This is a genomic window from Adlercreutzia sp., from assembly GCF_056795635.1.
This window is the reverse complement of record NZ_JBQIIT010000034.1, coordinates 1-13,316: the sequence shown is the minus strand read 5'-3', so window position 1 is coordinate 13,316 and position 13,316 is coordinate 1. Positions and strand designations below refer to the sequence as shown.

Below are 13,316 nucleotides of genomic sequence, written 5' to 3'. Positions count from 1 at the left end.
AGGAAGGTGCCGCCGCCGTACTTCGCCGCCAGATAGGGGAAGCGCCACATGTTCCCCAGACCCACCGCCGAGGCGGCCGCGGCCAGAATAAAGGCCCACTTCCCCGACCAGGAAGCGCGCTGCTTCTTCATTTCTCCTGCCATGGTTGTCCTTTCCCATTTCCAGGCACTCCCCCGTGCCTTTTCCGATAAGCGGAACGGGCGGCTGCATCGCGCTCACGGTGCAGCCGCCCGTCGAAACTGTGTGATTATATCGTGAAACCTGCCGCTTGAACCTATTTTTTTGGGAAAAGGCATCTGGGAACGAAGATGCGGGGTGCGCCCGATTCGCTCAGACAGCCCGCGCTTTACGAAACAGCCCACCGGGCTGTTCAGTCGCTGGAAACTCGCTCAGTCAGGGCTCCCCACACCCGCGTCAAACCCGACCGCAGCCGATGAGCAGCAGCCCGCTACTTGGCCACCGATGGATGCCCGACCAATTCGAGCAGCTCCTCCCGCTTGTGAATGCCGAGCTTCTTGTAAATAGACTTGCTGTGGCTTTTCACCGTCGAATTGGATATGAAGAGCTCGGCCTCTATCTCCGAGCTCGTCTTGCGCTGGGCGAGCAGCACGAGCACTTCCTCCTCGCGCCTCGAAAGTCCGTATTGCTGGGCGACAGCCGAGCACGTCTCGCTCAGGGAGCCGTAGAAATCAACGATCGAGGGGCGGCCCTCCTCCAGCTCCGCCGTTCCCCACGAACTCCGATAATCCCGATCGGTCATGAACACCAAAAAGACGATGACAAGCAGGCAGGCAATGGTGAACATCCACAGCGCCGTGGCGAAATCGTCCCCGAGGATCAAACGCCCTCCCGCGATGGCCCCGACGCCGTAACCGACCTGAATACCGACGTTCATTAGGCCGAAGACGCGGTAGGGATGCAGATCGAACCGCCGGCAGGCATCGCAGAGCAGGCCGTCCAGGAATATCGTGAACAGAACATAGCCCGCATTGGCCATGACGGCTGCCACCACAATCGCGGAAACCGTGCCGACGGCAATGCACCACAGCCCCGCAATGAGGAAAAGCAGCGACGACTGGTAGAGCAGGCGGAACTTCACCACCTTGCCGCCGAAGCCCATTACCGCCACCACGAGCAGCGACCCGAGCACCGGCCCCGCATAGGACGCATACACCCATTCCGCAGGCAGGAAAGACCGCTCAACAGCCACCACGGCCAGCACGCCGAGCAAAAGCACAAGCGGACGAACGAGAGACTTCGCCAAGACGGCCAAATCCCGAGAAACGGCGGGATCGGCGACCGTCGCATCGGCGGGGCGGGCGTCAGCAGATATGCGCAACGCGCAGAACAGCACCGCGAAAGGCAGCACCGCAAGCACGGCGAAGATTGCCGGCAGATTCGCCGCTGTGCCGAGAACCAAAGATGCGAGGGGCGAGGCGACATGGCACACGGCGAGCAGCGACACCACATCCGTCAACGGGAGCTTGGCGAACTGGGCGAAGAAGCGCAAGGTGAAGAGAAGCTGGAACAGAGCGACCGCCGCGCCCGCGAGAAAGCGGATCTGCAGCGGAAAGGAGACCCATCCCTGCATCTGACAGGCACCCACCAACACGCCAGCCGCAGCCAGGCAGGCCGCGAGCACGCAGACTCCCTGAACATTGGCGATACGCTCCACCCTGCGTGGCAGAAGCACCGCAGCCCCATACGCCGCGATGGACACGAGCGACGTCGTGGAGAAGTCGGAGAACGACCAGCCGGCCAAACCCCCCTCGACAACCACGCCCAGGGAATCGAAAATGAGAACCAGGCAGTAGCCGAGCAGCCAGCGGTTGCCCCGCACGCTCTGCGCCAATATGCGAAACCTGCTCGATTCCAACTCTCCCATAGCTCCCCTCCTCTGCGCCCATCATAGCAAACCGAACGATTACAGGTGGAGCAAAATGCCCGCTCAATGCCTTCTCACCCCATTTTTCACCCTCGCTTCGCGCATTGCGCAGCCTCTTTCGCCCCCGCCACCACCCCGCCGCAGCGCGACCATGGCCCATGATGAAAACGTTGTTGTAATCGCGAAAGGAGAGGGCGATGAGAGAAACGTTTTCCGCTGAAACCACGATCCGCAGCATCACGAGAAGAGATCTTCTTGCCGGGGCTTCGGCGCTCGGCATCGGCGCCGCACTCAGCGGCTGCCTGACGGGCTGCAGCCCCCAGGCGCCGGCAAAGGGCTCGGCGGCAGCCGAGAGCGCCGACGAGCTCCCGAGCACCGGCTCGGGCGCTGCGCGCGACGAGCTCAATCCCCAGGAGTCCCTCGTCGTCAACAAAGACGCCGACACGTCGCAGCTCTTCCAGCCGCTCGCCATCGGCGACTTCACCGCACGCAACCGCCTCGTCAAAAGCGCCGCGGGCTCCTACGCCCTCATGGACAGCTTCGACGATCCGGTCGCCACGGGCTTCTACCGCGAGATCGCCAAGGGCGGCACCGGCACGGTTCTCGTGGAGGACTGCTTTTGGGTCGCAACCGATCCCGCGAACGTCCGACCGGTCGTCGAGGCCATCCATGAGGAAGGCGCGCTCGCCGGCGTCCAGATCTGGGGCATGTGGGATCACAGCTCCTCCGAGAAGCCCAGCGCCTCGCGCCTCGAGTGCGTGGGCACCGGATTCCCCCGAGCGCAGATGACCACCGAGCAGGTGCATGAGTTCCAGGATTACGTTTTGGGCCTGGTCTCCGTCTACGACGAGGCGGGCTTCGACGTCATCGAGCTGAACGCTTCATGCGACCATACCTTCGCGAGCTTCCTCTCGCGGTTCCTCAACGTAAGCCGCGACGACGAGTACGGCCCCCAGTCGTTTGAGAACCGCGCCCGCATCCTGACCGAGATTATCGAGCGCATCAAAGCCGAGCATCCGCGCGTGGCCGTCCAGGTGCTCTTCAACGGTGTGGAGGAGAACGTGGAAGAGCTCGGCGACAGCGCCCTGTGCATGCAGCCCGAGGAGGCCGTCGAGATCGCCAAGCTGCTGGAGCAGGCCGGCGCCGACGCGCTGCAGGTGCGCTCCACCGTCTTCGGCAACCATGCGGCGGGATTCCTTCCCGACATCATGCACGTGGGTTCCCACGGCAACACGGGCCTCGGCGGCCAGGTGGACTTCTCCCAGCACTTCAGCGGCATCGTGGACGGGGCCAACGAGGGCGTGGGCGCGCTGCTGAACGTGGCCGCCTTCGTCAAGCAGTCCGTTGCCATTCCTGTGGGCGTCGTGGGCGACATGGACCCGCGTCTCGCTCCGGAGCTCTGCAACAACGCCATCGCCGAGGGCAAGGTCGACTTCCTCGTTCTCAACCGGCCGCTTCTGGCCGATCCGGAGCTTCCGAACAAGCTGAAGGCGGGGAATCTCGGCGCGGTGCGCCCCTGCAACAAGTGCATCTCCTGCTTCCAGTCGGTAGTCAACGGCGAGGGCATCGGCTTCTGCCGCGTGAACCCGGCTCACATCCGCGCCTTCTCGCCCGACATGCCCGAGGGCTACCTGCCCGTGCCCGCCGAGGCCCCGAAGAAGGTTCTCGTGATCGGCGGCGGCCCCGCTGGCATGGAAGCTGCCCTCGTCGCGGCGCAGCGCGGCCACAGCGTCACCCTCGTCGAGGAGGACTCCTCGCTGGGAGGCATGGCCACCTTCGCAGCCGCCATCAAGGGTCCTCACGAGCGCATCGCCGACTACCTTGAGTACCAGCAGCAGCAGATGGAGGCCGCCGGCATCGAGATCGTGACCGGCGTACGCGCCGATGCGGCCTATGTGCGCGAGGCGGCTCCCGATGCCGTCATCATCGCCACAGGCGGCGCCACCCCCGCAGCGAGCCTCACCGAAAGCGGCCCGGCGCTCGTACCCTTCTCCGAGGTGGCCTCCTTCCAGCCGGAAGGCAAGGTCTGCATCGTGGGCGGAAGCCTCCGCGCCACGGACTACGCGAACTACCTCGTCAACCAGGGCGTGAAGGTCGAGTTGGTCCATAGCAGCAGCGAGGCGGACCTGGCCGCCGCCCAGGCACCCTGGGTGCGCGCCGTCATCCTCTCATGGCTCAAGGCCACCGGCGCGGTGCTGCACCACGAGGCGAGCAGTATCGCCGCCACCGCCGAGGGCGTCTCCTATGCAACCCCCTACGGCACGCAGCGCACCATTGCCTGCGACGCCATCGTGCTCGCTGATGACCTGACCGAGGACAGCGCTCTCGAGCAGGAGCTCGGCGCCGAGTTCACCGTCGTTCGCGTGGGCGATGCGGCCGCACCGGCGAGCATCCTCGAGGCGGTGTCCTCCGCCCATCTCGCGGCCCGCGCGCTGTAAACCACCCTGCATTTCCCTCCCTCGAAACCGCCTCGCGCTTCCCTCCCCGCGCGAGGCGGTTCTTCGTTGGAGCCCGATCGTTTCTGCGGGCGCTCTCCTGGCTCGGCATACCGAACGCGAGGGCGCGATGCACAGCCCCGCCCCCAGGACAACCGGCACAGCCCTCTCCCCAACCTCCAGGCGGCACGCGCCAGCCCCACACCCGACAACAGCGTACCCTCCCCGCCTGCGCCACCAACCCGCCCCTCGCATCCCGAGAAGCGCGGCGGTAAGAGGGCATTATGAGAAAGGCCCCGGCTCGCCAAGTGCTGCGAGCCGGGGCCTTTCCGCGAAGGGAGGGTTATTCGACGCTAGGCCTCGTACTTCACCTCATTGCCGGCGATGACGTCGGCGGCCAGGTAGCCCGACATGCTCTCGAAGCCCTGGCAGGTGTTGCCATAGCTGTACTGGGTGCCCCACAGCTCGGCATCGCTGCCCACCACGAAGAGACCGTCGATCACGCTGCCATCGGGTCGGATGGCGCGGCAGAGGCTGTCGACCTGAATGCCGTTCATCGTGTTGAAGGTGGCGGCCACGTTCTCGATGGCGTAGAACGGCGGCGTGGCAACCTTCTCCATAAGCGAGGCATCCTTGTAGAACTGCAGGTCAAGGCCGGTGTCGCAATAGCCGTTGTACGCCTCGACCGTGTTCACGAGCTCGGGAGCGCCCATCGCCTCGGCCAGCTCCTCCAACGTCTCGCCCTTGAACACCCAGCCCTGGTCGACGCCCGTCTCGAGATCGGCGCCAAGATTGCTGAGGACCAGCTCGCTCCAGATCATGTCCATGCCGGGGTTCAGGCCCGCTGCCGCGGCGCCCATGGCCTCGATGAAGGGCGTGGTCTCGTAGCGCTTGACCGTCTCGCTGTCGATGACGACGTAGTAGCGCTTCTGGCGCATGATGGCGTCGGCGCAGAACATGGCGCCGCGATTGACGAGGGTCTGCTCGGGCATGAAGCGTCGACCGTCCTGGCCGACGAACAGGCCAGCCGCCAGCATAAGGGTCAACGGGCCCTCGGTTCCAATGTAGGAGAAGCTCGGCGATGCCTTGGGGTTCGCGCCGCCGAACTCCACCATGTCCATCGTGAAGTTCTTGCCCTTGGCCGCACCGACCGCGAGGCACATCCGAATGCCGTCGCCCTTCGCCGTCTCGCATCCGGCGCCCACGGTCTCGGCGCCGCCGGACAGCTCCGCGAAGATATCGGGGCCGAACGCGCAACCGCCGCAGGCGACAACGACATTGGGGGCCATCGCATCCACCGTCTTGCCCTCGGCGTTGGTGTAGCGCACGCCCACGACCTTCTCCCCGTCATAGAGCAGGTCTGTCGCCTCGCAGTTGAACTGCACGGCCTTGCCTCGATCGGTGTACTGCTTCTCGAGGAAGGGAGCGCGAGCGGGACCGATGATATCGTCCTGCCAGCAATCCACCGTATAGGAAGCGTAGATGGAGATATCGGGAATCAGCTCGGTTACGGGATCCTCCGGCGCGAAGGAGTAGAAGCCGTCGTGAGCGCTCTTCACCAACTCCGCCGTCTCGGCGCTGTTAACGATCATGTTGCGCACGACCGCCATGCTGCCCTGCCCGTTGCTGACCTCGAAGTACTTTTCGAAGAAGGCCTGCTTGGTGACATGGGCCGGCATGGCGAGGCGCTCGGGCGTCTCCAGGGCAAACACGCCGCCGTAGCGCGAGGAATTCGATTCGGAGAAGTCGCCGGCCACATCGATGGGAATCACATTCAGACCGCAGTCGATGGCATGCAGCGCAGCCACCATGCCCGAAACGCCGGCAGCGCCGACCACTACCACATCGGCGTTCTCGGTCATATCCGCCGGGGCCAGCTGGTCGATGGTCACCGGGCCCGCAGATGAGCCTTCCCCGGTCTCGGAGAGCGGCTGCTCGTTCTGCTGGGGCGCGCAACCGGTCATGCCCGCAAAGGCCGCAGCGGCTCCCACTGCCGTGGCACCGGAAAGAAATGCCCTTCTCGTCAAGCTCGATTTCATGGAGATTCCTCCCTCTCTCTCTTCGAAGTTGTGCCGAAAGGCACCTTGCGCTTCCCATTCTGGATGGCGCACGGCGCCCTTCGGTGTCATTGCGAGGGCGATATCCGTGAAAAGACAGGGTGAAAGAAAGGGTGACCTCCCTGCGATCAGGGAAAACCTGGTTCGATCCGGCTACTCGAACAGCTCGGCGGCGCGCTCGAGCTCGCTCACGATTTCAATATGCTGGGGGCATACGCTCTCGCAGGCACCGCACTGGATGCAGGCGCTCGCCTTGCCGTCGCCGGTGTTCCAGTTGTAGTTCTCCTGGGCGCGGTAGGCGTCGCCCATCTGGTCGTAAATGTTGAGCGACTGCATGATGGTGTTGATGTGCACCCCTTCCGGACAGCCCTTCATGCAATAGCGGCAGTCGGTGCAGGGCACGCCGGGCAGTGCCGCCAGCGCCGCGCGGGCCGCATCAATCACCTCATGCTCCCCTTCTGTCAGCGGCACGCCGTCGCGCATGATGGCGGCGTTCTCGGCCACCATCTCGGGCGTGTTCATGCCGGAGAGCACCGCGATCACGTTCGGCAGCGACCCGGCAAAGCGCAGCGCCCACGAGGCGATGGGCGCGCCGGGCTCGGCCGCGCGCAGGATGTCGGCCACGGCATCGGGCAACTTCACGAGCGTGCCGCCCTTCACGGGCTCCATGATGACCACGGGGAGACCGCGCTTTTGGCACACCTCGTAGCACTTGCGCGACTGGATGATGTCGCTCTCCCAATCGACGTAGTTGATCTGCAGCTGCACGAAATCAACCTCGGGATGCGCATCGAGCACCTTCTCCAATTCCTCGGCGTTGTCGTGAATGGAGAAGCCGAACTTCTTGATCTTGCCCTCGGCCTTTTTCTGGGCGCAGAACTCCCACAGACCGTACTCCTCGAAGCCGGGCGTGAGGCTCTCCCCCAAGTTGTGCAGCAGATAGTAGTCGAAGTAATCGACGCCGCACTCCGCCAGGGAGGTGTCGAACATGGCGCGGGCCTCCTCGGCGTTCTTGGCGAGCCAGGCCGGCAGCTTCGTGGCGATGGTGAACGATTCGCGCGGGTAGCGCTCCACGAGGGCCTTGCGAAGGGCCCATTCAGACTTGCAGCCGTGGTAGCCGCGGGCGGAGTCGAAATAGGTGAAACCGGCATCCATGAAGATGTCCACCAGCTCGCAGCACTTGTCGATGTCGATGGACGTCGGATCGTCTGCATCCGTCAGCGGCAGGCGCATGAACCCGAACCCGAGCGGCGCCAGCTTGTCGACCTTCTCCATGGGAACCCCCTTCTTTTATGCGCACGCGCAAAATATAAGTGAGGCCATCATAGCAGGGGACGTCCCGAGAAGAAAGTGCTCCCAAGTTCCAATACCAAGCTATGCATACCCACACCCGGTTAAAGCATCAACAAGCAATTCCATCATGCCCCCGGCACATCGGACCGCAGCACTCCTCCCGTCACAAGCCCTATTTGAAAAATTGAAGAGACGGCGCTAAGCCCCAAATGCTGACAAGCGAGACAAGCGACAGGGAGCATGATTAGCCGCCTTAACGCGCTGCGTACAACTCCCTAAACCTCCAAATCGAATAATTCTTATAATTCGAACGTCCAACGGACTTTACTATCGTACTTGCGGGTATACCGACAAGCTCCGCGACAATACCGAAACAAAGTAAAAGAACGCCCTCGGTATGCCAGAACAGCTCTTCCGGCGCTAAAACCGCCCGGCCACCGTGTCGATGGGTAAAATGATTGCGCATTGCTATGTGGCGTTTCACGAATTCCGCTTTATTGGGCAAAAGCCATTCGCATATTTCTTCATGTCGCGCGAGCAGTTCATCCAATAACCTTTTTTGCCCTTTGTTGTTGCTTGACAATCGATTTTCGACCCATTCGTATAAATCGCGATCCTCTATTTTTGCCAATAAGTCTCCCACGGCTTTCCTGTACGCCTCATGAATCTCTTCCGGCAATGCATGTCGGTCAGCATGATATTTCGAAAGCAGTTCAAGCAATTGGGCTGAAGCTATAAATTCCAGGTCAAGAGGAAACTTCCAGCTGTTGAAGAGAAGCGAACAGAGGATATCCTCGGCCTCTTGAAGACCATCAGTCGCATTAAGCCAGTTGCAGAGTATGCCCTCCAAATCATTCTGAACGTCTTTGTAGGGGATAGGAAAATTGATAAGCTGGAGTTGGGAGGGTTTCGCGCCGCAAACGAAAGGTCTATAGCAGCCAACCTCTCTCTCATCGCCCTCAAACTTGACTGCAAGTTCACTCAATTGTGCGTCAAATCCTACACACATACTTATAAAGTCAGATACCTTTCGCATTATATTTAATGCTTTTTTACGATCAATCGCTTTATCAAACTTTATCTGAATCCCGCAATCGTGGGATACGCTAAACCCACTGGCCTCCAAGGGAAGCTCTCTGACAATATGATAGAGTTTGATGAAATATTCTTCACCAGGAAAGAGCATGGCGTTCTGCTCAACCGCTTTGTCCATATCGAGCTCGTAAATTGTCTTATTCTCATTTTTTAGGTGCACGGCGGAAAAAGGAGCTTCGCCAAACCATTCTCGCAGCCCCAATATCTTCGATGTAACCTCAATAACGTTTCGGCCCGGATCGAACCGCTCTCTGCCTTCGAGTATTTCCGAGGCTCGCACTGTCTGATGGGGGCCGCCAGGATACGACTCGGCCGTTCCGGCCCCATATGCATCAACCAGGACAATATAACGTCCGTTCTGGGTAAATCCATACAGATAGTCGACCGACCTCGGCAAATCGTCCTCTCCGGCCATCGATAAAAAATTACCGTCAGAGAGGATTTGGCCGAAAGGGATGTCGAGGGATACACGGCTGCTCTCCAGCTTTGCCACACCCTGCACATTCGCGCTGTTCTCGCTAAGAATTTCATCCCATGTCAAGCCCCAGCGGGCAACTTTGAATTTCACATCATCCATTTTTACTTAGCTCTCCAAACGCGCTCACTAATTCATTCGTTCCTGCACTTCGCCGCTACGCCCCTTTCCATCGGACTTCCAACCCGGTATTCCCTTCCATTCCTCGGGAAATCCCATTTTCCGCTCAGCCGCCACCGTCGAGTATCGAGCGAGCAAAGCCTCCACCTCGTTCACCCACCCATTGTCAGGGTCTATGCAAGAAAGCATATGGTTTAGCACCGTTAGAACGGCGAACGTCCTATCGTTCTCGAAAGAAACCTCGCCCCAATCTTTTGGAATGACAGGCCTCACGCCCCACACGCGATTCCAGATGCGTGAATGATGGCAGCAAGCATTTCTCGCAACTCGCAGAACACTCAGCCAATTTTTGAATACAGGAACCCTGACACCCAGGTTCGTCGCCACGACAATGCGCACCTCAGGTTCGGCATCGCGATAAAGCGCCTCTATGGTTCCCATGGTGCTCGCCTCCACCATCACCCAATAGGGAGGCAGTTGATGGGAATCACCGTAGGTGTCAGCGAAGTGCCTCATGAACAACTCGCTTTTTTGAGCCGCGGCGTATTCCCGTCTCAGACGTCTCAAACTATTCTCTGGATAACCAAAAGGGCCAGACACAGACGACGCAAAATAAGCAAGTTGGCTGCGCAGATAGATCTCAATGCGAGCTACAGCGCTAAACATAAGGGTTCTCAAGTCGCAATCCAGCAAATACGTTTCCCATATGCTATCAAGATGCGCCCCAACCAGGACGGAGTCGCCATCCCGCCTCTTCACCTTATAGGGAAACCAGTAAGCAGACAGTCGATAAAACCCCACCTCGGACAAACGTGCCACCAAGTCTTCTCGGCGGCAAACAAGACCCTTGCCAATCAATAAGTCCGCTTGCTCCTCAAGCGATAACCACTGTTTGGCATACTCCATTGGCACCCCCAAATAAAAAGAGCTGGAGTTGCGCTTCTTCGAGAGGCGATCCAGCTTTAGTGACAATTATTATAGCGCCGTCAGGCGAACTGTCAACTCCAAACAGTTAATACGCCACACTCCAGAAGACGAGGCCCTTTGCCGGGGCGTTCTCGCCGGCGGCTTGGCGGTCGCGGGCGGCGAGCACGTCGGCCACCCAGTCGGGGGTGCGCTGGCCACGGCCCACCATGACGAGCGTCCCCACGATGGTGCGCACCATGGAGTGCAAAAAGGCATTGCCCCGCACGGTGATGACCCGGTGCGGCTCCCCCATGATCTCCTCGGCGGCGATGGATATCTCACTCACGTGACGGCAGGTGGGCTTGCCCACGGCCGAGGCGGCCATGCAGAAGCTCTTGAAGTCGTGCTCGCCGATAAGGCGCGCCGCCCCGCGCTCCATGGCGGCGATATCCAGATGAGGCCCCACGTACCAAGCGGTGCGCTCGGTGAACACCGGCGGGGTATCGCCCGTAGCGAGGAAGTACCGGTACTCGCGCCACTGAGCGTCGAAGCGGGCCGAGAAACCGCGGGGCCGCTCGTCCACCGAGCGCACCACGACGCCCTCGCCGGTAAGCGCATTCAGCGACCGGCGCAGGCTGTGCAGGCTGCGCCCGCGCAGCTCGTCGCCGTCCACCTCGAAGGAGACCACCTGGCCCCGAGCATGCACCCCCGCATCGGTGCGCCCGGCGCACACCACATCCACCGGACGGCGGAACAGCAGGGCGAGGGCCTCTTCCAACTCCCCCTGCACCGTGCGCTGCCCCGGCTGCTTCGCGAACCCCGCGAAGGGCGCCCCATCGTAGGCCACCGTGCACGACAGCGTCTGCTCGTAGGCGCACTCCGCCGCCCGCTCTTCCAAAGTGGGACGATGTATCTCCGCGATCCTATGCAATCAAGGCCTCCGGGCCGAACAGGTCGCGGATCTCGGCCTTCATGATGGGCGAGCGGGCATCTACCGAGACTGGCAGCTCGGCGCGGAACTTGCGGCCGTCGGCCTGCTCCACAAGCAGCACCACCCCGTCGCGGCCGGGGAACTGGCGCAGAATGCGACTCAGGTTGGCCGAGCGGCTCTGGTCGAAGGAGCGCGAGGGCACCTGCAGCTGCAAGTGGCTCGGCCGCGCATCCTCCTCGCGCAGCTCCAGGGCCTCCAGCTCGAAGGCCATGATCTGGCTGCCGCGGTCGTTCACCTCGAACTTGCCCTTCACCTTCACGATGGCATCGTCGCGGATGGCCTCGGCGTTCTCGTCGTACTTGAAGCAGATGCACTCCACGTGGCCCGTGGTGTCCTCCAGAGTGAACGTGGCCATCTTCGTCTGGCGCTTGGTCAGCTTCACCACAACGTTGGACACCATGCCCACGAAGATGGCGTTGCGGATCTCGGTGGTGCGCTCGGCCAGATCGCCCAGGGAGAACTTCGTCATGCGGGAGAGCGCCCCCTCGTAGGGGGCCAGGGGATGCTCGGACACATAGATACCCATGATCTCCTTCTCGTAGGCGAGCTTCGTGCGCTTGTCCCACTCCACGCCGTCGGGCTCGGGCACGTCTTCCTGGAAGCCGGAGTCGGCGTCGTCGGCAAACAGGTCGAACATGGACACCTGGCCGCGGTCGCGGTCCTTCTGGCGCTTCGCCGCGCCCTCGAGCATCGGCGTCTCCTCGATGAAGTGCATCATCTGCTTGCGGGTGTAGCCGGTGGAGTCGAAGGCACCGCCCTTCACGAGAGCCTCGAGCGTCTTGCGGTTGTAGGCCTTCGCATCCACGCGGTTCACGAAGTCGTGCAGCGACGAGAACGGGCCGTTGGCCTCGCGCTCCTCGATGATGGCGTCGGCCACGTTCTTGCCCACGCCGCGCACGCCCACCAGACCGAAGCGGATGCCCTCGGCAACGGGGGTGAACTCCGCGCGAGACGAGTTGATGTCCGGCGGCAGCACCGGCGTGCCGTTGTGGTTGCAGCTGGCGATATAGCGGATGAGCCGGTCGGTGTTGCCCATGTAGCTGGTGAGCACGGCGGCCATGAAGTCGTTCGGGTAGTGCGCCTTCAGGTAGGCCGTGCGCATCACGAGGATGGCGTAGGCCGCCGAGTGCGACTTGTTGAAGGCGTACTTAGCGAACTTCTCGGCGTCTTCCCAAATCTTCTCGGCGATCTCCAGGGCATAGCCGTTCTCCACGGCGCCGGAGTTCCAGTCGGCCTGGAGTTGGCGCATGACGTCGAGCTTCTTCTTGCCCATGGCCTTGCGCAGCTTATCGGCCTTGCCGGCGGAGAAGCCGGACATGGCCATGGACACCTGCATGATCTGCTCTTGGTAGACCATGGTGCCGAAGGTCTCCTCAAGGATGGGCCGCAGGCGCTCATCATAGTAGTGGGCCGGGGTCTTGCCCGAGGCCACCTTGATGTAGTCCTCCACCATGCCGGACTCCAACGGGCCCGGGCGGTTCAGGGCAATGGAGGCCACGACGTCGGAGAAGCGCGTGGGGGGCAGGCGCTTGAACAAGCTCACGTACAGGCTGCCCTCCACCTGGAACAGGCCGTCCATGTTGCCGGACTGCATGAGCTTGAAGGCCAGGGCGTCGTCGGTGGGAATCTCCTCGGGGATGATCTTCTCGCCGGTGCGCTCCAGGATGTTCTTGCAGGCAATGGACAGCACGTCCAAGGTGCGCAGACCGAGGAAGTCCATCTTCAGCAGGCCCAGGTCGGGCGTATAGTGGCCGTCGTACTGGGTGATGATGCCGCCGCCCTTGGTGTCGCGCTTCATGGGCACGTGATCGCTCATGGGGTCGCGGCAGATGATGGTGGCGCAGGCGTGCACGCCCTCGCCGCGCACGTGGCCCTCGATGGAGCGGGCCGCGTCGATGATGGTCTTCACGTCGGACTCGGTCTCGTAGGCCTTCTTCAGGTCGGGGTTCGTCTCGAGAGCCTTGTCGATGGTGATGCCCAGCTCGTCGCCGATCATCTTGCAGATGCGGTCGCCCAGGCCGTAGGCGGCCTTGCGGGCGTCGTCGGAGGAGAGCCCCTG

General features: G+C 61.9%; 8 protein-coding genes and 1 pseudogene. 1 reads left to right on the top strand and 8 read right to left on the bottom strand.

Annotation, left to right across the window (positions count from 1 at the left end; translation table 11 throughout):
• Nucleotides 1–143 (bottom strand): annotated as a pseudogene (locus ACTOXK_RS11385) (sodium-dependent transporter); the annotation flags it as partial.
• 305 nt (nt 144–448) lie between these two features.
• Nucleotides 449–1,762 (bottom strand): helix-turn-helix transcriptional regulator, encoded by a 1,314-nt coding sequence (locus ACTOXK_RS11380; protein WP_482279942.1) that lies wholly within the window; start codon nt 1,760–1,762, stop codon nt 449–451.
• A gap of 320 nt (nt 1,763–2,082) precedes the next feature.
• Between ACTOXK_RS11380 and ACTOXK_RS11375 the strand changes: the two genes are divergently transcribed.
• On the top strand, nt 2,083–4,323 hold the full coding sequence (locus ACTOXK_RS11375) for an oxidoreductase (protein WP_482278552.1): 2,241 nt from the start codon (nt 2,083–2,085) through the stop codon (nt 4,321–4,323).
• Between the two features lie 350 nt (nt 4,324–4,673).
• Here ACTOXK_RS11375 and ACTOXK_RS11370 read toward each other — a convergent pair whose 3' ends face one another.
• The 6 genes from ACTOXK_RS11370 to dnaE all read right to left on the bottom strand — a co-directional run.
• Complete coding sequence (locus ACTOXK_RS11370) at nt 4,674–6,359, bottom strand: FAD-dependent oxidoreductase (protein ID WP_482278551.1); 1,686 nt, start codon at nt 6,357–6,359, stop codon at nt 4,674–4,676.
• A gap of 171 nt (nt 6,360–6,530) precedes the next feature.
• Nucleotides 6,531–7,652 carry an aldo/keto reductase gene (locus ACTOXK_RS11365; protein WP_482278550.1) on the bottom strand — a complete coding sequence of 374 codons (1,122 nt, stop codon included), beginning with the start codon at nt 7,650–7,652 and terminating at the stop codon, nt 6,531–6,533.
• 271 nt (nt 7,653–7,923) lie between these two features.
• Nucleotides 7,924–9,342 (bottom strand): ApeA N-terminal domain 1-containing protein, encoded by a 1,419-nt coding sequence (locus ACTOXK_RS11360; protein WP_482278549.1) that lies wholly within the window; start codon nt 9,340–9,342, stop codon nt 7,924–7,926.
• A gap of 27 nt (nt 9,343–9,369) precedes the next feature.
• Nucleotides 9,370–10,332, bottom strand: coding sequence for an Abi family protein (locus ACTOXK_RS11355; protein ID WP_482278548.1), 963 nt, complete (start codon nt 10,330–10,332; stop codon nt 9,370–9,372).
• Nucleotides 10,333–10,372: 40 nt separating this feature from the next.
• Nucleotides 10,373–11,197: a tRNA pseudouridine(38-40) synthase TruA gene (gene truA / locus ACTOXK_RS11350; RefSeq protein ID WP_482279347.1), complete on the bottom strand. Its 825-nt coding sequence runs from the start codon at nt 11,195–11,197 to the stop codon at nt 10,373–10,375.
• The coding region (gene dnaE / locus ACTOXK_RS11345; RefSeq protein WP_482279941.1) for a DNA polymerase III subunit alpha at nt 11,190–13,316 on the bottom strand (2,127 nt) is incomplete at its 5' end. The genes truA and dnaE, both read right to left, overlap by 8 nt.

Coding starts and splice junctions, on each gene's coding strand:
- ACTOXK_RS11375 (WP_482278552.1), top strand. CDS start 2,083: ATGAGAGAAACGTTTTCCGCTGAAACCACGATCCGCAGCATCACGAGA.
- ACTOXK_RS11370 (WP_482278551.1), bottom strand. CDS start 6,359: ATGAAATCGAGCTTGACGAGAAGGGCATTTCTTTCCGGTGCCACGGCA.
- ACTOXK_RS11365 (WP_482278550.1), bottom strand. CDS start 7,652: ATGGAGAAGGTCGACAAGCTGGCGCCGCTCGGGTTCGGGTTCATGCGC.
- ACTOXK_RS11360 (WP_482278549.1), bottom strand. CDS start 9,342: ATGGATGATGTGAAATTCAAAGTTGCCCGCTGGGGCTTGACATGGGAT.